We start from the raw sequence: 19,938 nt of genomic DNA on the forward strand, positions 1-19,938 counted from the left end.
CATACTTACGGCGTTTATTTTTCTGGCATCAAAAGTGGGGACGGCAAGCTTGAAAAACAAGCCACAGCCGGTCCGGCTTGGGGTGGCACGCATCGTGCTAAAGCATATACAAAAGCTATACGCATACCTGAGCTGCATGCTCGATTGTAAACCTATTACAAAGGATTGTTCATAACCACAACAGGGAGAGTGTCATGAAGCGTCTCAGCAGCAATTGGACTAATACCGCAGTACTCATCGCAGGACTGTGGGGCCTGACCACCGGGCTGGCTGGCGCCGAAGAGCAGAAACCCGATAACGAAGTGAGCTATAACGCCTCGATTACCAGCGACTACCGGTATCGCGGCATTTCCCAGACCCGACTCGACCCCGCCTTGCAAGGCGGCGCCGACTACGTGAACAACCCCACCGGTTTATACGTAGGCACCTGGCTCTCCACCATCAAGTGGATCAAGGATGCGGGTGGCGACGGCAACGTGGAATGGGATATCTACGGCGGCAAACGCGGCAACATCACCGGCGACATCACCTATGACGTCGGTGGGCTGTACTACTTCTACCCAAGTAACAGCCTCGCAGTCAATGCCAATACCTTTGAGCTGTACGGCCAGCTCGGTTATGGCCCCGCCTATATCAAGTATTCGCATTCGCTGACCAACCTGTTCGGCACCGCCGACAGCAAGAACAGCGGCTACCTGGACGTCGGCGCCAACGTCGACGTCGGGAACGGTTTTACCGTGATCCTGCATGCCGGACGCCAGAACGTCCGTCACAACGGTTCACTGTCGTACACGGACTACAAAATCGGTGCGACCAAGGACCTGGGCATTTGTACCGTTGCCCTGGCCTGGTTCAAAGCCGACACCAGCGCTTACCTGAGCCCGGACAGGGAAAATCTGGGCAAGTCCGGCGTCGTCGTTTCAGTTTCAAAAACTTTCTGAAAGAGGCAACAGCATGAAAATGATCACCGCGATTATCAAACCCTTCAAGCTCGACGAAGTGCGTGAAGCGCTTTCGGAGATCAATGTGCATGGCATCACGGTGACCGAAGTGAAGGGCTTCGGCCGCCAGAAGGGCCACACCGAGCTGTATCGTGGCGCGGAATACGTGGTCGACTTTCTGCCCAAGACCAAGATCGAAGCCGCGGTGGACGATGCCATCGTCGACCAGGTGATCGACACGATCCAGGGCGCTGCCCGCACCGGCAAAATCGGTGACGGCAAAATTTTCGTCTCCAATCTGGAGCAGGTAATCCGTATCCGTACCGGCGAGACCGGCAACGATGCGCTGTAAGGGGAACCCGATGATCCATACCATGACAAAACTGATCGCAGGCGTCACCGTCGCGCTGGCGCTGGGCAGTTCGCTGCCGGCGCTGGCGCAGGATGCTCCCAAGGCCCCGTCGGCGGCTGCCGCGCCGGCAGCCTCGGCCCCGGCCGCGTCCGCACCGGCCGACAGCGCCTCGGCCCCGGCGGCAGCGCCTGTTACCGCCCCGGCCGCCGCCACAGCAGCAGCCCCGGCATCAGCAGCCCCGGCCGCGGCGCCGACGCCGCAAAAGGGCGATACCGCCTGGATGATGGTCTCGACGATGCTGGTGATCATGATGACGATCCCGGGCCTGGCGCTGTTCTACGGCGGCCTGGTGCGCTCGAAGAACATGCTGTCGATCCTCCTGCAGGTGTTCATGATCTTCTCGGTCATCATCGTGCTGTGGTGCCTGTACGGCTACTCGCTCGCGTTCACCGAGAACAACGCCTTCATCGGCGGCTTCGACCGCCTGTTCCTGAAGGGCATCTGGGATCCGGTCAAGGCCAGCTTCTCGACCGCAGCCACCTTCAGCAAGGGCGTGGTGATTCCCGAGTTCGTGTACGTGGCCTTCCAGGGCACCTTCGCGGCCATCACCTGCGGCCTGATCATCGGTGCGTTCGCGGAGCGCGCGCGCTTCTCGGCGGTGCTGCTGTTCGTGGTGCTGTGGTTCACCTTCGGCTACCTGCCGGTGGCGCACATGGTCTGGTTCTGGACCGGTCCTGACGCGATCACCGCCTCGACCCTGGCGACCGAAACCGCCAAGGCCGGCTGGCTGTGGCAGAAGGGCGCGCTGGACTTCGCCGGCGGCACCGTGGTGCACATCAATGCGGCAGTCGCCGGCCTGGTCGGCGCGATCCTGATCGGCAAGCGCGTCGGCTATGGCCGCGAATCGATGGCCCCGCACTCGCTGACCATGACCATGATCGGTGCTTCGATGCTGTGGGTGGGCTGGTTCGGCTTCAACGCCGGCTCTGCGCTGGAAGCCGGCGACGTCGCCGCGCTGGCCTTCGTCAACACCCTGCTGGCCACCGCCGGCGCGACCGTGTCGTGGGTGTTCGGCGAGTGGATCACCAAGGGCAAGCCGTCGATGCTGGGCGGCGCATCGGGCGCAGTGGCCGGCCTGGTGGCGATCACCCCGGCCTGCGGCTACGTCGGTCCGATGGGCGGCCTGATCATGGGCCTGGTGGCCGGCATGGTCTGCCTGTGGGGCGTGAACGGCCTGAAACGCCTGATCGGCGCCGACGACTCGCTCGACGTGTTCGGCGTGCACGGCGTGGGCGGTATCCTGGGCGCGCTGCTGACCGGCGTGTTCGCGGCGCCGCAGCTGGGCGGCCAGGGCATCTTCGACTACACCACCAACAAGATGTCGGCCGACCCGTACTCGATCGGCAGCCAGGTGCTGGTGCAGGCGCAGGCGATCGGCACCACCATCCTGTGGTCGGCCGTCATCTCGTTCATCGCCTACAAGATCGTCGACGTGGTGCTCGGCCTGCGCGTGTCGGAAGACGCGGAACGCGAGGGCCTGGACATCACCAGCCATGGCGAATCGGCGTACCATTCCTGATAGCCCCGCTTGAAGATGAAAAAGCGCCCTGCGGGGCGCTTTTTTATTTCCAATGGGATAATAGGACTTTAAAAGGCGCTGGGCCGCCCCAATTTGTGTCACCCATATCGCCAAGAAGCCTCAAGGACGTCATTTTATGGTTCCCCACCTCGCCACTGCCCTGAACGGTCCGCTGCTGGACCTGGAAAAGAAGATTCTCGAAGCCACGCCTGCCATCGAGCGCTGGTTCCGCCTCGAGTGGCAGGAGCATACCCCGCCGTTCTATTGCTCGGTGGACCTGCGCAATGCCGGCTACAAGCTGGCGCCGGTGGATACCAACCTGTTCCCGGGCGGCTTCAACAACCTGTCGACCGAGATGCTGCCGCTGACCGTGCAGGCGGCGATGGCGGCGATCGACAAATACTGTCCGGACGCGCGCAACCTGCTGCTGATTCCGGAAACCCATACGCGCAACCCGTTCTACCTGCAGAACGTGCAGCGTTTGATGCAGATCTTCCGCCAGACCGGCCTGCACGTGCGCCTGGGCTCGCTGTCGCCCGAGGTGACCCAGCCGACCCCGCTGGCGCTGCCGGACGGGAACATGCTGGTGGTCGAGCCCTTGGTGCGTTCGCCCAACGGCCGCCGCGTCGGCCTGGCCGATTTCGACCCATGCACGATCCTGCTCAACAACGACCTGTCGGCCGGCATCCCGTCGATCCTGGAAAACATCCACGAGCAGTCGCTGCTGCCGCCGGTGCACGCCGGCTGGGCAATCCGCCGCAAGAGCAACCACTTCAAGGCCTTCGACGAAGTGGCGAAGAAATTCGGCAAGCTGATCGACATCGACCCCTGGCTGGTCAACCCGCTGCACAACAAGTGCGGCGAGGTGAACTTCCAGGAAGACACCGGCATGGAATGCCTGGCCGATAACGTGTCGGCGCTGCTGTCGAAGATCAAGAAGAAGTACAAGGAATACGGCATGAAGGACCAGAAGCCGTTCGTCATCGTCAAGCCCGACGCCGGCACCTACGGCATGGGCATCTTGACGGTGAAGGATGCGAGCGAGGTCAAGGACTTGAACCGCAAGCAGCGTAACAAGATGTCGGTGATCAAGGATGGCATCGAAGTCCATGACGTCATGATCCAGGAAGGCGTACCCACCTTCGAATCGATCAACGACGCGGTGGCCGAACCGGTGGTGTACATGATCGACCGCTATGTGGTCGGCGGCTTCTACCGCATCCATGCCGAGCGCGGGATCGACCAGAACTTGAACGCACCGGGTTCGCAGTACGTGCCGCTGGCGTTTGCCCAGCAGCACGCGATGCCGGACCTGCAGGCCAAGCCGGGCACCGCGGCGCCGAACCGCTTTTATGTGTACGGTGTGGTGGCGCGCCTGGCGCTACTGGCGGCTTCCCTGGAGCTGGAACGGACCGACCCCGACCCGGAAATCTACTGAAGGAACCTCGAAAAAGGAGCCTCGAAAACCGTAGCGAGCGGCAGCAATGGTGGTCGAAAAGCGCAGCCGTACTTAAGGTACGGCCGGTCCGCCGTAGCGGAGCATCGGAGACCGCCAGTGCAACGCGCAGTAGGTTTGCGATGCTCCTTCACTTCTGCGCCATGTAGAAGAAGTGCGAGCGCAGCGGCGGGAGCAGGGCGGCGAGCAGTTCCGGCGCGAGACGCGGCAGACGCGCCATGGCCCGGCCCAGCGGCGGGGCCAGCACCAGCGTGCGGTAGTGGCGCTTTTCGGCGGGCCAGAAGCGCAGCAGCTCGACGTCGGTGACCTTGCGCACCTGTTTGTTGCGCGGATTACTGTAGCGGAAATCGAAGATCATCGCCCAGCCGCCGGGTCTGAGCACGCGCCACATCTCGCCGGCCAGCTCGCGCCGCAGGTCGTCGTCGAGGATCGAGGAGAACACCGTGTGGGCACTGACCAGGTCCATGCTGCCGTCGAGGAAGGCATCGAGGGTGCCCAGGTGCCAGCGTACGCCGGGCGCGGTATGCAGGCGCGCATGCTCGAGCCGGTCCGGTTGCAGCTCGGTGCCGGCCAGCTGGGACGGCGTGGCGCCCCAGTCGATCAGCTGGCGCAGGAAGCTGCCGTGGCCACAGCCGACGTCGAGCGCGCGCACGTGCGACAGGTCGGCGCCGACCGTGACCGGCAACAATGCGGCCAGCGCGCGTGCGCGATCGGCTTCCTGCACCAGGATTTCGCTGCGGTGCCAGGCATACCGGACCAGGCCGGCGCCGCCGTGCCATTGACGGTAGACGTGGTTGATGCGGTCCTGCTCGGCCTGGTTGGTCATCGCGTTCCTCCTGGAGCGCATCATCCCAAAAGGGTACGGCGGACACTTGAGGGCACGCAAAGCCGGGTCAATCGGATGATTTTTTGCTAACAGGCATCGGCTAGGGCAGAGCGCGGCCGCGCCGGGGCGCTGTTCCGCGAACATCTGCGTTTCCGGCTAAAATCGGGACATTGCCCCGACTGGAACCAACATGAAAATCGCATTCCTCGCCGATCCGCTGGCCGGCTTCAAGATCTACAAGGACTCGACCTTCGCCATGATGCGCGAAGCGGCCCGCCGCGGCCATCGGATCTACGCCTTCGAGCAGCGCCACCTGGTGCTGGACGAGGGCGTGGTCACCGCCGAGGCGACCGAGATCACGCTGACCGGCGACAAGGACGACTGGTACCGCGAGGGCGAGGTCGATACCGTACCCCTGTCCAAATTCGACGCCGTCATCCAGCGCAAGGATCCGCCGTTCGACATGGAATACATCTACGGCACCTACCTGCTCGAGCTGGCCGAGCGCCAGGGCGCGCGCGTGTTCAACAAACCGTCGGCGATCCGCGACCACAACGAAAAGCTGTCGATCGCCCAGTTCAGCCAGTTCACATCGCCGACGCTGGTGTCGTCGTCGCCGACGCGCCTGCGCGCCTTCCACGCCGAGCACGGCGACGTGATCTTCAAGCCGCTCGACGGCATGGGCGGCGCCGGCATCTTCCGCGTCAAGGACGATGGCCTGAACCTGGGTTCCATCATCGAGACCCTGACAGACAACGGCGCGCGCACCATCATGGCCCAGAAGTACATCCCGGCCATCGTCAAGGGCGACAAGCGCGTGCTGGTCATCGACGGCAAGCCGGTGCCGTTCGCGCTGGCGCGCATCCCGCAGGCCGGCGAAGTGCGCGGCAACCTGGCCGCCGGCGGCACCGGCGTGGCGCAGCCGATTTCGGAGCGCGACCGCGAGATCGCCGAGGCTCTGGGCCCGGTGCTGGCCGAGCGTGGCCTGTTGCTGGTAGGATTGGATGTGATCGGCGATTTCCTGACCGAAGTGAACGTCACCAGCCCGACCTGCTTCCAGGAGATCACCGACCAGACCGGTTTCGACGTCGCAGCGATGTTCATCGACGCCGTCGAACGGAAGGTAACGGGAAACTAAACGATTATGGTAGGCATTCTGCTGATGACCCACGCACCGCTGGGTCAGGCATTCATCGCCGCGGTGGCGCATGTGTTCCGCGGCCCGACCGAGCGCTTCGAAGCGATCGACGTGACGGCGGACCAGGACACCGCGCAGGTCAATGAACTGGCGCGCCAGGCCATCTGCCGTCTCGACGACGGCGACGGCGTGCTGGTCATCACCGACATCAAGGGCGGCACGCCGTCCAACTGCTGCAACCGATTGGCCGAAGCGGGGCGGGTCGAAGTCATCGCAGGCATCAGCCTGCCGATGCTGCTGCGCGCGATCACCTATCGCCGCGACACCCTCGACGTGGTGGTCGAGATGGCGCTGGCCGGCGCGCAGAACGGCGCGGTCAGGGTGGACAACCGGATCCGGGTCGGCACCTAGCCGCCCACTCTATTAAAACGACAACATGATCCAACAAGAACTCGAGATTGTTAATAAACTGGGCCTGCATGCCCGCGCTTCCGCCAAGTTCACCCAGCTGGCCGCCAAATACCAGAGCGACGTCTGGCTGACCCGCAACGCGCGCCGCATCAATGCCAAGTCGATCATGGGCGTGATGATGCTGGCCGCCGGCAAGGGCGCCAAGGTCACGCTCGAGGCCGACGGACCGGACGAGGAAGCCTGCATCGCGGCGTTGACGGCACTGATCAACGATAAGTTCGGCGAAGGCGAATGATCACCTCGACGACTTTGTTCGAGGTGCTCTAATGCCTGATTCGCGCGGCAGTCGCTTCCAGGGACCCTCGATGGCATCGTTCACACTGCACGGCATTCCGGTCTCGCGCGGGATCTCGATCGGGCGCGCGCACCTGCTCACGCCGGCCGCGCTCGACGTCAAGCACTACCTGGTGCCGGAAGAGCAGGTCGAGGCCGAGGTCAAGCGCCTGCAGGACGCGTTCGCCGCGGTGCACCGCAACTTGCAGGAGCTGTGGACCGAGCTGCCCAAGGATGCGCCCACGGAACTGGGCGCGTTCATCGACGTGCACGTGCTGATCCTGTCCGATCCGATGATCTCGGAAGCGCCGCTCGACATCATCCGCAGCCGCCACTACAACGCCGAGTGGGCGCTGGTGACGCAGATCGACGAGCTGTCGGCGCAGTTCGACGAGATCGAAGACGAGTACCTGCGCGAGCGCAAGCAGGACATCCAGCAGGTCGCCGAGCGCGTGCTGAAAGTGCTGATGGGGACCGCGCTCACCACGCCGCCGGCGCCGCCGGTCGGCGAGGACCAGTACCAGCCGCAGATGATCGTGGTGGCCCACGACATCTCGCCGGCCGACATGCTGGCCTTCCGCGACCGCTCGTTCGTCGGCTTCGTGACCGACGTCGGCGGCCAGAATTCGCATACCGCCATCGTCGCGCGCAGCCTGGACATCCCGGCCGCGGTCGGCATGAGCCAGGCCTCGCGCCTGGTCGAGCAGGACGACTGGGTGATCGTCGACGGCGACGCCGGCGTCGTCATCTGCAACCCGAGCGCGCTGGTGCTGGACCAGTACCGCGCGCGCCAGGCCGCGCTGCTCAAGGCGAGAAAACGCCTGCTCAAGCTGAAGAAGACGCCGGCGGTCACCAAGGACGGCACGCCGATCACGCTGCTGGCCAACATCGAGCTGCCCGACGATTGCGGCCCGGCGCTGGACGCGGGCGCGGTCGGCGTCGGCCTGTTCCGCTCCGAATTCCTGTTCATGGGCCGCGGTGCCCAGGGCCTGCGCGTACCGGACGAGGACGAGCAGTTCGAGCAGTACCGCAAGGCCGTGCTGGCGATGAAGGGCCGGCCGGTGACGATCCGCACGCTCGACGTCGGCGCCGACAAGCCGCTCGACCAGACCGAGCACACCGCCCTGAATCCGGCGCTGGGCCTGCGCGCGATCCGCTACTGCCTGGCCGAGCCGCAGCTGTTCCTGACCCAGCTGCGCGCGATCCTGCGTGCCTCCGCATTCGGCAAGGTGCGCATCCTGATCCCGATGCTGGCGCACGCCTTCGAGATCGACCAGTCGCTGGCCATGATCGCCCAGGCCAAGCAGCAGCTGCGCGAGCAGAACGTCAAGTTCGACGAGGCGATCGAGGTCGGCGCCATGATCGAGATCCCGGCCGCGGCGCTGGCGCTGCCGATGTTCGTCAAGCGCATGGATTTCCTCTCGATCGGCACCAACGACCTGATCCAGTACACGCTGGCCATCGACCGCGTCGACTACGAGGTGGCGCACCTGTACAATCCGCTCCACCCCGCGGTGCTGAACCTGATCGCGATGACGATCGCCGCCGGCGCCAAGGCCGGCATCGACGTCGCCGTGTGCGGCGAGATGGCGGGCGACGTCAAGCTCACGCGCCTGCTGCTCGGCATGGGACTGCGCGAATTCTCGATGCACCCGGCCCAGCTGCTGGCGGTCAAGCAGGCGATCCTGTCGAGCGACCTGACGCTGCTGCAGCCGCGCACGCGCCGCATCCTGCGCGCGATGGAGCCGGCCGCCATCGCCGACGCCGTGGAGCAGCTGCAGTCCATTTAATAAGAGTCTCATGGGATCCATCGGAATCGTTTCACCCCAGGCGATGCATTTCGCCGAACCCTTGCGCCTGCAGAGCGGCGCGGCCATCGGCGACTACACGCTGATGTACGAAACCTACGGCACGCTGAACGCCGACAAATCGAACGCCGTCCTGATCTGCCACGCGCTGAATGCCTCGCACCACGTGGCCGGCCACTACGCCGACCAGCCCAAGAGCACCGGCTGGTGGGATAACATGGTCGGGCCGGGCAAGCCGGTCGACACCGACCGCTTCTTCGTCATCGGCATCAACAACCTCGGTTCCTGCTTCGGCTCGACCGGGCCGATGCACGTCAACCCGGCCAGCGGCAAGCCTTATGGCGCGGCGTTCCCGGTGGTGACGGTCGAGGACTGGGTCGCGGCCCAGGCGCGGCTGGCCGACCGGCTCGGCATCCAGCAGTTCGCCGCAGTGATGGGCGGCTCGCTGGGCGGCATGCAGGCGCTGGCCTGGAGCATCATGTTCCCCGAGCGCCTGCGCCACTGCATCGTGATCGCCTCGACGCCCAAGCTGTCGGCGCAGAACATCGCCTTCAACGACGTCGCGCGCCAGGCCATCCTGTCCGACCCGGACTACCGCGGCGGCGATTTCTACGAGCATGGCGTGGTGCCCAAGAATGGCCTGAAAGTGGCGCGCATGGTCGGCCACATCACCTATCTGTCGGACGACGACATGGCGGAGAAATTCGGCCGCAAGCTGCGCAACGAGGCCGAGGGGAACGACTACAAATTCGGCTTCGGCGTCGACTTCGAGATCGAATCCTATTTGCGCTACCAGGGCGACAAGTTTTCGGAATACTTTGACGCCAACACCTACCTCCTGATCACCAAGGCGCTCGACTACTTCGACCCGGCGCGCGAGCACGGCGGCAGCCTGGCCAAGGCGCTGCAAAGCACGCGCGCGCAGTACCTGATCGCCTCGTTCACCACCGACTGGCGCTTCTCGCCGGAGCGCAGCCGCGAGATCGTCGAGGCGCTGCTGGTCAACCGCCGCAAGGTCAGCTACGCCGAGATCGACGCGCCGCACGGCCACGACGCTTTCCTGCTGGAGGACGCGCGCTACATGAACATCGTGCGCGCCTATTACGAGCGCATCTGGAAGGAGGCTACATGAAATTCGAAGACCTGAGCACCCTGCGCCCCGACCTGGCCTTCATCGCGCACTGGGTGGAGCAGGGCGCGCACGTGCTGGACGTCGGCTGCGGCGACGGCGCCATGCTGCGCTACCTGGAGACGAGCAAGAACTGCAGCGGCTACGGCGTCGAGATCGCCGACGACAAGGTGCTGGAAAGTACCCGGCGCGGCATCAACGTGATCCAGCACGACATGGAGCAGGGCCTGGACCTGTTCGCCGACGACGCCTTCGACGTGGTGCTGAGCCTGTCCTCGCTGCAGATGATGCAGCATGTGGAAGCGCGCCTGCGCGACATCGTCCGCGTCGGCAAGGAAGCGATCGTGTCGTTCCCGAACTTCGCCTACTGGCCGCACCGCGCCGCGCTGCTGAAGGGCCGCATGCCGCTGTCGCGCTCGCTGCCTTACCAGTGGTTCGACACGCCCAACGTCCGTTACGCGACCATTTACGACTTCAAGGACCTGGCCGAGAAGTGCGGCCTGGAAGTGCTGGAGTACGTCGCGCTGGCCGAGGGCAGGGTGGTCAACTTCCTGCCCAACCTGCGCGGCAGCCTGGCGGTGTTCAGGTTGCGCAAGAAGGATCTCGTGCTCGCTTGATCGGCGGCGCCGGCTGGGCGATGATGCGCTCGACATTGACCGTAAAATGCGTGTCAATACGCATCGAGGAGGCGAGCATGAAAAGAATCCACTACAAGCGCCACGCGCTACGGCTGATGTTCCCGCTGGCGCTGCTCGGCGCGGCCAGCGCGGCGCCCGCATCGGCCCAGGAGCGGCCGCAGGGCCAGGTGGTCCAGGACGGCATCGCCGTCAAGCCGCTGCCCAAGGGCGGCGTGGCCGGCCTCTGGCGCGACCTGGCCGCGCCCGAGGAAGTCGTCAACCAGCAGTCGGCCCAGCAGTACCTGGCGCTGATGAGCCAGGCCAGGGACAAGGGCGTGCTGGCGCCAGGCAACGACCGCCAGCTCGCGCGCCTGCGCGCGATCGCCGACCGGCTGATCCCGCACACCGCGCGCTGGAACCCGGAGGCGCAGCGCTGGCAGTGGCAGGTCAACCTGCTCAGGTCGGAGCAGGTCAATGCCTTCTGCATGCCGGGCGGGCGCATCGCCTTCTTCACCGGCATCCTCGACAAGCTCAAGCTGACCGACGACGAGATCGCCGCGGTGATGGGCCACGAGATCGCGCATGCGCTGCGCGAGCACGGGCGCGAGCGCATGAGCAAGGCCACCGCCACCGGCCTGGCCAGCCAGCTCGGCGGGGCGGCGCTGTCGGCCTGGCTCGGCGTCGACGTGCGCGGCGCGACCCATACCGCCGGCCAGATGCTGGTGCTGAAGTTCTCGCGCGACGAGGAGCGTGAGGCCGACCTGGTCGGCCTGGACATCGCGGCGCGGGCCGGCTACGATCCGCGCGCCGGCCTGGCGCTGTGGAACAAGATGGCGGCGCTCGACGGGCGCGGCGCGCCGCCGGCGATCGTGTCCGACCATCCGGGCGGTCCCGAGCGCCTGCAGCAGATCGGGGCGCACATGAACGTGCTGCTGCCGCTGTACGCGCGCGCGAAAAACCTGCCGCTCGAGCGGCTGCCGCCTTACCGCACCAATCTCGCATCGCGCTGAACTCACCCAGATCACACAGGAGACCGATGGCTCGTTTCGTCCGCAAAGGCCACCAGGCCGAGGCCAATTCCCATGTCCCGCTGCCGATCCGCGACGGCGTCGCGCCCAGCTACTTGTGGATCACCGAAGACCGTCCCGGCGGCATGCTGCGCTTCCTGGAAGAGCGCTTTTCCGAGATCGCCGGCCCATCCTGGCTGGATCGGCTGGCGCGCGGAGACGTGGTCGACGCCAAAGGCGAGGTGCTGGGCCCCGACAGCCACGTGCGCCAGGGCATGCGCATCTGGTACTACCGCGAGCTCGACGAGGAGACGCCGATCCCGTTCGAGGAAGCCATCCTGTTCCAGGACGAGCACCTGCTGGTGGTCGACAAGCCGCACTTCGTGCCGATGATCCCGACCGGGCGCTTCCTGCGCGAGACGCTGCTGGTGCGCCTGAAACGCAAGTTGGAACTGCCGCACCTGACGCCGATCCATCGCCTGGACCGCGAGACCGCCGGCGTCGTCATCTTCTCGCACAACCTGGCCACGCGCGGCACCTACCAGTCGATGTTCCAGAAGCGCAGCATCCGCAAGGTGTACGAGGCGCTGGCGCCGATGCTGGCAGGGCATGCCTTCCCGTTCACTTACCGCAGCCGCATGGTCGACGGCGACAAGTTCTTCGTCATGAAGGAAGAGGCGGGCGAGCCGAACTCCGAGACCCGTGTCGAGTTGATCGAGCAGCGCGGCGCGCTGGCGCATTACCGCCTGCACCCGCACACCGGCCGCAAGCACCAGCTGCGCCTGCACATGGCCTCATTGGGCGTGCCGATCCTGAACGATGCCTTTTATCCGGTCGCGCTGCCGTGCAAGGGCGACGATTTTTCCGCACCGCTGCAGCTGCTGGCGCGCCGCATCGGCTTCGACGATCCACTGACCGGCGCGGCGCGCAGCTTCGAAAGCCGGCGCGTGCTCCACTGGCCGGGCGTGTGAGATTTCGCGTGTCCGTGGTTTATCGGATCCGCAGACCGGTCACGGCGCGTAGTCGATGATCAAGGGCGCGTGGTCCGAGAAGCGCTCGTCCTTGTAGACCGAGACCGCATGCGCCTTGGCGGCGATGCCCGGGGTGGCGACGTGGTAGTCGATGCGCCAGCCGACGTTCTTGGCCCAGGCCTGGCCGCGGTTGCTCCACCAGGTGTACTGCTCGGGGCGCTGGTCGACGCCGCGGTGGACGTCCACCATGCCGAGCTCGTCGAAGATGCGCGTCATCCAGGCGCGCTCCTCGGGCAGGAAACCGGAATTCTTCAGGTTGCCCTTCCAGTTCTTGAGGTCGATTTCCTTGTGCGCGATGTTCCAGTCGCCGCACACGACGACCTCGCGGCCTTCGGCCTGCAATTCCTGCAGGTGCGGCAGGAACACTTCCATGAAGCGGAACTTGGCTTCCTGGCGCTCCGGCGAGGACGAACCGGACGGGGCATACAGTGAAATGACGGTCAGGTCGCCGCAGTCGACGCGGGTGTAGCGGCCTTCGTTGTCGAATTCGAGGCAGCCGAAACCGATTTTCGCGTTGTCCGGCCTGGTGCGGCTGTAGACGCCGGTGCCCGAATAGCCCTTCTTTTCGGCGTAGTGGAAATGGCCGTGGTAGCCGTGCGGGACGAGGAAGGCCTCGGTCATGTCGGCCTGCTGGGCCTTCAGTTCCTGGACGCAGACGAAATCGGCGTCCTGCTTGGCCATCCAGTCGAAAAAGCCCTTCTTGTGGGCCGAGCGGATGCCGTTCAGGTTGGCGGAGATAATTCTTGGCATGGGAAGAAGAGAGACGGGCCGCACGGTAAAATAGCGGCCATTGAAAATTCTATGGGGTCATCGTGAACAACTTGCGTCAACAGTTTATCGCGTTTTCCGTCTCGACGGGAGTGCTCAAATTCGGCCAGTTCACCACCAAGGCCGGCCGCCTGTCGCCGTACTTCTTCAACGCGGGACTGTTCCACGACGGCGCGACGCTGGGTCAGCTGGCGCAGTTCTACGCGCAGACGCTGATCGATTCGGGCGTTCAGTTCGACATGCTGTTCGGCCCCGCCTACAAGGGCATCACGCTGGCCTCCGCCACCGCGGTGGCGCTGGCGTCGAAAGGCCACAACACCTCGTTCGCCTACAACCGCAAGGAAGCCAAGGACCACGGCGAAGGCGGCACCATCGTCGGCGCGCAACTGAAGGGCAAGGTCGTGATCATCGACGACGTGATCTCGGCCGGCACCTCGGTGCGCGAATCGGTGCAGATGATCCGCGCAGCCGGCGCCGAGCCTGCCGCCGTGCTGATCGCGCTCGACCGCATGGAACGCGGCGGCAAGGATGGCGTGCTGTCGCCGCTGTCGGCGGTGCAGGAAGTCAGCCAGAACTACGGCATCCCGGTGATCTCGATCGCCAACCTGGCCGACCTGTTCGGCTACCTGGAGGCGGATCCGTCGCTGGGGCAGCACAAGGACGCGGTTGCCGCGTATCGCCAGCAGTACGGCATCGCGTAAGCACGCCCGTCTGTCAACGACGGCATGGCCTACGACGAACGCATGATGAATGGCCTGGGCGTGCTGGGCGCCGTGGTGGACAGCGGCAGCTTCGCGCGCGCGGGCGTGGTGCTCGGGATCTCGCCGTCGGCGGTCAGCCGCGCCATCTCGCGCCTGGAAGAGCGGCTCGGCATCCGCCTGTTCGAGCGCACCACGCGCGCGGTGGTGCTGACGGAAGAGGGACGCGCGCTGTGCGAGCGGGTGATGCCCTTGCTGGCCGGGCTGGAAGAGGCGACGTCGTCGGCCAGCCAGAGCGGCGCGCAGGTACGCGGGCGGCTGCGCGTGAACATCGACCCGTTCTTCTCGCGCCTGGTGCTGGGCCCGCAGCTCGGCACTTTCCTGGAGCGCCATCCCGAACTGCAGCTCGAGCTGGTCAACCGCGACCAGCTCGGCGACCTGGTCGGCGACGGTTTCGATCTGGCGGTGCGCTTCGGCACGCCGGTCTCGTCGAGCCTGGTGGCGCGCAAGCTGCTCGACACGCGCATCGTCACGGCCGCCGCGCCGAGCTACATCGCAAGGCACGGGCGGCCCGTGAAACCGCAGGACCTGGCCGACGGGCGCCACGTCTGCCTGCAGTTCCGCGATCCGCATTCGGGCCGCCTGTATTCCTGGGAATTCCATCGCGGCCGCAAGAAGGTCGAGGTGCAGACGCAGGCGCCGCTGACGCTCAACGACGCCGGTTCGCTGCACGCGGTCTGCCTGTCCGGCTACGGCATCGGCCAGCTGATGGAGCTGGGCGCCGAGCACCTGTTCGCGCAAGGACGCCTGGTCGACCTGTTCCCGGACTGGCCGGACGAGCGCTTTCCGCTGTACGCACTGTACCCGTCGCGCCGGCACCTGCCGGCCAAGGCCGTGGCCTTCCTCGACTTCCTGAGCGCGCTTGGTCCTGCCTGACGTTGGGGGTAGAGTGGCCGCGGTCAGCGAAGAGCGCGGCCGCCTCTACATGAAACGGTGATCAGGCCGCGGCCTTCGCTTGCACCAGGCGGTCGATCGCCTGCTGCAGCGTGGTGGCGCCGCGGCGCTGTTCGACGGCGCCGCCTTCGAACACCAGCCAGCCTTCGTTGAAGCCGTCCAGCATCTGGATGCGCGGAATCGGGTTCTGTGCGCCCTGGGCGCGGAAGGTCGGCTCCCACTGGTCGCGCGGCACGGCCGTCACTTCGACCGCGTGGCCCAGGGACTTGGCGAAGGCACCCGCGATGTCGTTCGGCGACACGCCGGCGGCCGGGCCGTCCAGCTCGATGACGCGTGCGCCGTTCCAGGTTTCCTGCAGCAGGTCGGCCGCGGTGGCGCCGATGTCCTCGGTCGAGACCATGCCGATCGCACGGTCCAGCGGCTGCAGGTAGCTCTTGATAGTGCCGGTCTTGGCCGCGTCCAGGTCCCAGGAGGCGTTCTCCATGAACCAGTTGGCGCGCAGGAAGGCGACCGGGACCGGCAGGTCGCGCAGGCCGTCTTCGGTCATCTTCAGGTTGTTCAGCAGGTTCTCGCGTTCGACGTGACCGCCGACGGTCGACAGCACCACCGCCTTGGCGGGCTTGGCGGCGGTCAAGGCCTCGCGGACCGCGGCGATGGCGGCGATCGTCAAAGGGTAGCCGGGAATCGGGTCGTAGGTCGGCGGCATCAGCACGAACACGCCTTCGGTGCCGGCAAACGCCGCGGTCATCCCGGCCACGTCGGTGTTGTCGGCGACAGCGACTTCGCAGCCGAGCGCGGCCCAGGGCGCGCCCTTGTCGGCGCTACGGACGACGGCGCGGACCTGTTTGCCGGCCTTGAGCAGCGAGCGGGCGACGGCGCCGCCGACCTGGCCGGTGATTCCAGTGATTGCATACATGACGGTTCTCCTTTTTGTTCGCACGTGAAAAGCAGAGGCGACAGCATAACAATCGAACAGGCCCGCGATTGATGAACCTTCGGTACTTCATTTGTGCGTTTCAGGCACGAGCAAGGGACCCGCTGCCGGGACCACGGCCGGCGCGGCCGCCATCTGCTTGACCGCCATCGCCAGGAAAGCATCCAGCGCCGTGCCGCCACCACCCGCGCCTGCCGGGCCGCCACCGACCTGGATCGACGGCACCAGCGCCACCTGGCCGCGTTCGATCGCCTCGGCAAAGCGCAGCAGCACGGTCTGCTGGAACTGCAGTTCCGGGCGGCCGTAGGCCGCCACGTTCATCTCCGTCGCCTTGGCCTGGGCCTGGCCGACCGCCTCCACCTGGTAGGCTTCGGCCTCGGCCAGGCGGCGCTTGGCGTCGGCCGCGCCGGCCGCGCCCTGGCGCGCTTCCTCGGCCGACTTGATCGCCTTCTGCACGGCGGCGCTGCCCTGGTTCTCGGCGATGCGCACCGCCAGTTCGGATTCGGTGATCGAAGTCTGCTGCTTGGCGCGCGCCTCGGCTTCGCGCAGGATGCGTTCCTGCTGCGCCGCCGCTTCCTTGGTGCGGTAGGTCTCGAGCTGCTCGCGCGAGACCTGGCGCTCGCGCAGCTGGCGCAGGATGGTCTCGATCTGGGTATCGCCGGGTTTGGCGCGCGGGGTGCCGATCAGGACCTCGTTGAGCGTCAGGTTGTAGCCCTCGAAGTTGCGGCGCATTTCTTCGATCGCGCGTTCCTGGATGTCCGAGCGCTCCTGCAGCAGTTCGATCAGCGTCTTGCGCTGGCCGACGTTCTTGAAGTACGCGGCCACCATCGGGTCCAGGGTCTGCTCGACGAGTTTGCGGATGTCGCCGAAGCGCTGGATCACCAGCGGCGCCATCTTGTAGTCGATGTTGACCACCACCGACAGCGGCAGGTCCGGCTCGAACGCGTCCTTGGTGATCAGGGAGACCTCGGACAGGTGCTTGTCCAGCTCGTGCGAGCCGATCGCGCCGGCCTGCCACTTCAGGATGAAGTTCGTGGTCGGCACTTCGATCACGCGCTTGGCATACGGGTTGAGCGCGTACTTGCCGGGCAGGAGCGGGGTGGCCTGCACGCCTTTCTCGTCGACGCCGACCAGCTCGCCGTGGCGGTAGTCGTCGCCGGTCTGGTCCTGGCCGGCCTTGCCTGTGTACGACACCACCACGCCGACGAAGCCGACCGGCACCTCGGTCTTGGCCACGATTTCCCACGAGGCGAAGCGCGCGTTCAGGTAATAGGTCCCCTCGACCAGCACCTGCAGCTGGCGCCCCTTGTAGCCACCGGCGTCGATGAAGATTTCCGGTTCCTGGAAGTCGTGGTGGTAGCGCTGTGCATCGGCCGGGTCGGCGCCGACCACTGGCGCGACGATGGTCCCCTCGGGCAGCGACTGGCCTTCGTGGCTCGTGACCACGGCCAGCCTGTCTTCGCGGATCACCAGCGGCCGGAAACCGCCGCGCGCCACCAGGTCGTCGTGCACGGCGGCCAGGATGCCGCTGATCTCACCCCTGGCGTTGACGTTGGCGTCGCCGGGCAGGGGCAGGGCATACACGTGGTTCTCGGCCAGCACCACGAACTGCGCCAGGTTGATCGCATACGTGCCTTCACGCAGGATCTTGCGCTGCAAGCCCTTCTGGCCGCCCTTGGAGAGAAACGCCGCGACGTCCGTGAAATCGTCGGCGGCCTTGTTGCAGCCGAGGTTCTGGCTCGGCGCCATCGGCAGGCCGTCGCGCGCGAACACGTAGGCCAGGGTGCCTTGCTGGATGGTCACCAGGTTCTGGCGGTGCACCCGGTACTGGAACGGCGCGTACAAATGGAAGCCGCCGCGCAGCACGTCGGGCTGGAAGCCGGCTTCGCCATGCAGCGCGACGAAGCCGGCATGCACGGAGCCGCGCCCCGACCACTTTTTTTCCACGATCCCGATCTTGTCGTTGGGGATGTAGACCACGCTGCTGGCCACGGCGAACACGAGAAACACGAGCACCACGCCTGCAACGATCAAACCGATGATCTCGAACATGTGACGTCCTTTCGATGAATGATGACGAGGTCAGCTTATCGAGAAGGGCGTAAACGCGGTGTATACAGATTGGCAAGGGCTGCAACGGGCGCGTAAAAATGCGCTCGGCGCGTCCGCGCGCCGCGGCGGTTTCAGAGGAAGTCGTCCGCGATCGTCGCCGCATCGGCTGTCAGTTGCGTCAGGCGCAGCGCCTGCGCATCGACGAACGCAGCCAGCTGCATGACGAAGCTGCGCTCATCATCCGCGTACTCGGGCGCGCGCGCTTGCACGGACGCGGCCGTGCGTGCGCGCGTGGCGAGCCGTTGCGCCTCACGCCGCATCAGCTTCCGATCGATACCGCAACGTACGGCAAAGTCGGCCATGGCGAAAGGCGTGATCTCGTCCAGGGTGAAGGCATCGCCGAACGCCATCGCGAGGTCGGTGTCGAAATGCGTGTATTGGACGACGCTGACCAGGTCGTACCAGGGTGTCGGCTCGAGGTAGCCGCCCGGCCCGACGAAAAACGAGAAGTTTTTCCCGTGGGCGTCGCTGTTCCCGATCAGGAACTGAAACAAGGCCCATTGCAGCATGGCGCGCTTTGCCAAGGCTTTGTTGGCAGCCAGGTCGGCAAGCGCGAACAGGCGTGCGAAGCTGACGCCGTCGCGCACTGCGCGGACTTCCGCACTCTTGCCGAGGTTACGTTCGTACTTGAATCCTACCGGCAGGTCGCACGCTTGACAGGTATCCACCATGTGCCGCCGTTGGACCCGGCGCGCATCGCCCTGGCCTTGCATCACCCGGTCGAAACGCCGTACCACGAGCACCGGACGGGGCGTGCGTACCAAGTCGGCATCGGCAACCGGCAGGCCGATGCGATGTGCCAGGCGCATGCAAAAATGTTCGTTGACCGCAAGGTGCGGCAAGCGGGGCTGGCCCAGGTCCGGTTTGAGCAGGTGGGTCGAGGCCAGACGAGGACCATCGACCAGGAACATGCGTCCCCCCTCCGACAGCGGTGCGTCGAGGTAGACCAGAAGCTTGTCCTGTACGCCCGCGACCGACATGCGCACTTTGCCGTCCCAGACCGAAAACGGCGTCGCGCGGTCGGCGATGCGCGCATCCAGTTCCTCGACCGTGACCTCGCGCTGGACATCTGGGGTAGCCGACAGTGGCGTGTCCTGCGCCGAATCGCGAAAGCGCAGCACCCCGGCGGTTTCCGTGCCGAGTGCCCGGATCAGGCCGAATACATTGCTTCGGGCGAGTCCGTTGGCGGCCACCGCATCGTCGAGGGCTCGGCCTTCCGGCAGCAGGTTTTCGATGAACCGCTTGACCGTACGCGAGTCGTAAGCTGCATCAGGTGCAGTCAGCGGCAATGGCGGAGAGAACGGAAAGGCCATGGAATCGGCGCGCCACGCTTGCGTGTAGGCGAGCGACCATGCATCGTCCAGCGGGACGTGCGCCAGGCGCGCCGCGAGAGCATCATTTGCCAGAACGTCCAGTGCGACGTTCACGTAGGCGCCTTCGAGTCGGATGCCGGCGTGGAGCCGTCGATCTGCGCCTGACGCAGCCATGGGTGCTCTTTCGGGACCACGACCATTGCCAGCCCAAGGGCGTCGAGGATGGCAAGCGCCTTGTCCAGCCTGACCGTACCCTGGCCGTTTTCAAGGCGTGACATCAGGTCTTGCGACACGCCTATCAGCTGGGCGGCATCATCGATCCGAAGTTGCTGTGCGCGCCGACGTTGACGAACCAAGGGGCCGAGCTTGGTTGCATCGACGAGGACGAAAGGAGCGTTTGGCATGATCCAGGTAGTTTCGGAATTTCAGGGATAAAACAAGTATAGCCCAGAAATTTTTAAGTATTTCTGAAATTCCGAAACTTTCCTGGATAACCCGTGCGGTTTCAAAAGTATTTCTTAAATTCCGAAA

General features: G+C 65.4%; 20 protein-coding genes. 14 read left to right on the forward strand and 6 right to left on the reverse strand.

Annotated features, from left to right (window positions below; all coding sequences use genetic code 11):
- The first annotated feature begins 194 nt into the window (after positions 1–194).
- The 4 genes from FA90_RS22210 to gshA all read left to right on the forward strand — a co-directional run bounded on the left by FA90_RS22210 (position 195) and on the right by gshA (position 4,310).
- Positions 195–941 carry a TorF family putative porin gene (locus FA90_RS22210; protein WP_036172618.1) on the forward strand — a complete coding sequence of 249 codons (747 nt, stop codon included), beginning with the start codon at positions 195–197 and terminating at the stop codon, positions 939–941.
- A gap of 13 nt (positions 942–954) precedes the next feature.
- Complete coding sequence (locus FA90_RS22215; protein WP_036172620.1) at positions 955–1,293, forward strand: P-II family nitrogen regulator; 339 nt, start codon at positions 955–957, stop codon at positions 1,291–1,293.
- Between the two features lie 22 nt (positions 1,294–1,315).
- A complete protein-coding gene (locus FA90_RS22220) occupies positions 1,316–2,872 on the forward strand; it encodes an ammonium transporter (protein WP_239700912.1) in 1,557 nt (518 codons plus the stop codon).
- A gap of 136 nt (positions 2,873–3,008) precedes the next feature.
- Complete coding sequence (gene gshA / locus FA90_RS22225) at positions 3,009–4,310, forward strand: glutamate--cysteine ligase (protein ID WP_036172623.1); 1,302 nt, start codon at positions 3,009–3,011, stop codon at positions 4,308–4,310.
- A gap of 148 nt (positions 4,311–4,458) precedes the next feature.
- Here gshA and FA90_RS22230 read toward each other — a convergent pair whose 3' ends face one another.
- Positions 4,459–5,154, reverse strand: coding sequence for a class I SAM-dependent methyltransferase (locus FA90_RS22230; RefSeq protein ID WP_051972006.1), 696 nt, complete (start codon positions 5,152–5,154; stop codon positions 4,459–4,461).
- A gap of 190 nt (positions 5,155–5,344) precedes the next feature.
- On the opposite strand from FA90_RS22230, the gene gshB reads away from it, so the two are divergent.
- From gshB to FA90_RS22270, 8 genes are all read left to right on the forward strand, one after another.
- On the forward strand, positions 5,345–6,292 hold the full coding sequence (gshB, locus tag FA90_RS22235) for a glutathione synthase (RefSeq protein ID WP_036172627.1): 948 nt from the start codon (positions 5,345–5,347) through the stop codon (positions 6,290–6,292).
- Positions 6,293–6,298: 6 nt separating this feature from the next.
- Positions 6,299–6,703, forward strand: a complete 405-nt coding sequence (locus FA90_RS22240) for a PTS sugar transporter subunit IIA (RefSeq protein ID WP_036172629.1) — start codon at positions 6,299–6,301, stop codon at positions 6,701–6,703.
- Positions 6,704–6,728: 25 nt separating this feature from the next.
- Complete coding sequence (locus tag FA90_RS22245; RefSeq protein WP_036172631.1) at positions 6,729–6,998, forward strand: HPr family phosphocarrier protein; 270 nt, start codon at positions 6,729–6,731, stop codon at positions 6,996–6,998.
- A 70-nt stretch (positions 6,999–7,068) separates the two neighbouring features.
- Positions 7,069–8,826, forward strand: coding sequence for a phosphoenolpyruvate--protein phosphotransferase (ptsP, locus tag FA90_RS22250; protein ID WP_036172634.1), 1,758 nt, complete (start codon positions 7,069–7,071; stop codon positions 8,824–8,826).
- A 43-nt stretch (positions 8,827–8,869) separates the two neighbouring features.
- On the forward strand, positions 8,870–9,976 hold the full coding sequence (locus FA90_RS22255; RefSeq protein ID WP_036172636.1) for a homoserine O-acetyltransferase: 1,107 nt from the start codon (positions 8,870–8,872) through the stop codon (positions 9,974–9,976).
- Positions 9,973–10,590: a methionine biosynthesis protein MetW gene (metW, locus tag FA90_RS22260; protein ID WP_036172637.1), complete on the forward strand. Its 618-nt coding sequence runs from the start codon at positions 9,973–9,975 to the stop codon at positions 10,588–10,590. Before FA90_RS22255 ends, metW begins: the two co-directional genes overlap by 4 nt.
- Positions 10,591–10,667: 77 nt before the next feature.
- Positions 10,668–11,600, forward strand: coding sequence for a M48 family metallopeptidase (locus tag FA90_RS22265; protein ID WP_036172639.1), 933 nt, complete (start codon positions 10,668–10,670; stop codon positions 11,598–11,600).
- Between the two features lie 26 nt (positions 11,601–11,626).
- Positions 11,627–12,568: an RluA family pseudouridine synthase gene (locus FA90_RS22270; protein WP_051972007.1), complete on the forward strand. Its 942-nt coding sequence runs from the start codon at positions 11,627–11,629 to the stop codon at positions 12,566–12,568.
- A gap of 39 nt (positions 12,569–12,607) precedes the next feature.
- On the opposite strand, the gene FA90_RS22275 is transcribed toward FA90_RS22270, so the two are convergent.
- Positions 12,608–13,378 (reverse strand): exodeoxyribonuclease III, encoded by a 771-nt coding sequence (locus tag FA90_RS22275; protein WP_036172641.1) that lies wholly within the window; start codon positions 13,376–13,378, stop codon positions 12,608–12,610.
- Between the two features lie 62 nt (positions 13,379–13,440).
- On the opposite strand from FA90_RS22275, the gene pyrE reads away from it, so the two are divergent.
- Together pyrE and FA90_RS22285 are read left to right on the forward strand one after the other, a co-directional pair.
- Positions 13,441–14,097, forward strand: coding sequence for an orotate phosphoribosyltransferase (pyrE, locus tag FA90_RS22280; protein ID WP_036172644.1), 657 nt, complete (start codon positions 13,441–13,443; stop codon positions 14,095–14,097).
- Between the two features lie 24 nt (positions 14,098–14,121).
- On the forward strand, positions 14,122–15,030 hold the full coding sequence (locus FA90_RS22285) for a LysR family transcriptional regulator (protein ID WP_036172646.1): 909 nt from the start codon (positions 14,122–14,124) through the stop codon (positions 15,028–15,030).
- 61 nt (positions 15,031–15,091) lie between these two features.
- Here FA90_RS22285 and FA90_RS22290 read toward each other — a convergent pair whose 3' ends face one another.
- From FA90_RS22290 to FA90_RS22305, 4 genes are all read right to left on the reverse strand, one after another.
- Complete coding sequence (locus FA90_RS22290) at positions 15,092–15,964, reverse strand: NmrA family NAD(P)-binding protein (protein ID WP_036172648.1); 873 nt, start codon at positions 15,962–15,964, stop codon at positions 15,092–15,094.
- A gap of 87 nt (positions 15,965–16,051) precedes the next feature.
- Positions 16,052–18,034, reverse strand: a complete 1,983-nt coding sequence (locus FA90_RS22295) for an SPFH domain-containing protein (RefSeq protein ID WP_036172650.1) — start codon at positions 18,032–18,034, stop codon at positions 16,052–16,054.
- Between the two features lie 131 nt (positions 18,035–18,165).
- Positions 18,166–19,521 (reverse strand): HipA domain-containing protein, encoded by a 1,356-nt coding sequence (locus FA90_RS22300; RefSeq protein WP_036172652.1) that lies wholly within the window; start codon positions 19,519–19,521, stop codon positions 18,166–18,168.
- Positions 19,518–19,811, reverse strand: coding sequence for a helix-turn-helix domain-containing protein (locus FA90_RS22305; RefSeq protein ID WP_036172654.1), 294 nt, complete (start codon positions 19,809–19,811; stop codon positions 19,518–19,520). Before FA90_RS22305 ends, FA90_RS22300 begins: the two co-directional genes overlap by 4 nt.
- Positions 19,812–19,938 lie beyond the last annotated feature (127 nt).

The sequence above is a fragment of the Massilia sp. 9096 genome, from assembly GCF_000745265.1.
GTDB lineage: Bacteria > Pseudomonadota > Gammaproteobacteria > Burkholderiales > Burkholderiaceae_D > Telluria.

Excerpts from the sequence above, each read along its gene's own strand:
- FA90_RS22210 (WP_036172618.1), top strand. The coding sequence starts at position 195 with ATGAAGCGTCTCAGCAGCAATTGGACTAATACCGCAGTACTCATCGCA.
- FA90_RS22215 (WP_036172620.1), top strand. The coding sequence starts at position 955 with ATGAAAATGATCACCGCGATTATCAAACCCTTCAAGCTCGACGAAGTG.
- FA90_RS22220 (WP_239700912.1), top strand. The coding sequence starts at position 1,316 with ATGACAAAACTGATCGCAGGCGTCACCGTCGCGCTGGCGCTGGGCAGT.
- gshA (WP_036172623.1), top strand. The coding sequence starts at position 3,009 with ATGGTTCCCCACCTCGCCACTGCCCTGAACGGTCCGCTGCTGGACCTG.
- FA90_RS22230 (WP_051972006.1), bottom strand. The coding sequence starts at position 5,154 with ATGACCAACCAGGCCGAGCAGGACCGCATCAACCACGTCTACCGTCAA.
- gshB (WP_036172627.1), top strand. The coding sequence starts at position 5,345 with ATGAAAATCGCATTCCTCGCCGATCCGCTGGCCGGCTTCAAGATCTAC.
- FA90_RS22240 (WP_036172629.1), top strand. The coding sequence starts at position 6,299 with ATGGTAGGCATTCTGCTGATGACCCACGCACCGCTGGGTCAGGCATTC.
- FA90_RS22245 (WP_036172631.1), top strand. The coding sequence starts at position 6,729 with ATGATCCAACAAGAACTCGAGATTGTTAATAAACTGGGCCTGCATGCC.
- ptsP (WP_036172634.1), top strand. The coding sequence starts at position 7,069 with ATGGCATCGTTCACACTGCACGGCATTCCGGTCTCGCGCGGGATCTCG.
- FA90_RS22255 (WP_036172636.1), top strand. The coding sequence starts at position 8,870 with ATGCATTTCGCCGAACCCTTGCGCCTGCAGAGCGGCGCGGCCATCGGC.
- metW (WP_036172637.1), top strand. The coding sequence starts at position 9,973 with ATGAAATTCGAAGACCTGAGCACCCTGCGCCCCGACCTGGCCTTCATC.
- FA90_RS22265 (WP_036172639.1), top strand. The coding sequence starts at position 10,668 with ATGAAAAGAATCCACTACAAGCGCCACGCGCTACGGCTGATGTTCCCG.
- FA90_RS22270 (WP_051972007.1), top strand. The coding sequence starts at position 11,627 with ATGGCTCGTTTCGTCCGCAAAGGCCACCAGGCCGAGGCCAATTCCCAT.
- FA90_RS22275 (WP_036172641.1), bottom strand. The coding sequence starts at position 13,378 with ATGCCAAGAATTATCTCCGCCAACCTGAACGGCATCCGCTCGGCCCAC.
- FA90_RS22285 (WP_036172646.1), top strand. The coding sequence starts at position 14,122 with ATGGCCTACGACGAACGCATGATGAATGGCCTGGGCGTGCTGGGCGCC.
- FA90_RS22290 (WP_036172648.1), bottom strand. The coding sequence starts at position 15,964 with ATGTATGCAATCACTGGAATCACCGGCCAGGTCGGCGGCGCCGTCGCC.
- FA90_RS22295 (WP_036172650.1), bottom strand. The coding sequence starts at position 18,034 with ATGTTCGAGATCATCGGTTTGATCGTTGCAGGCGTGGTGCTCGTGTTT.
- FA90_RS22305 (WP_036172654.1), bottom strand. The coding sequence starts at position 19,811 with ATGCCAAACGCTCCTTTCGTCCTCGTCGATGCAACCAAGCTCGGCCCC.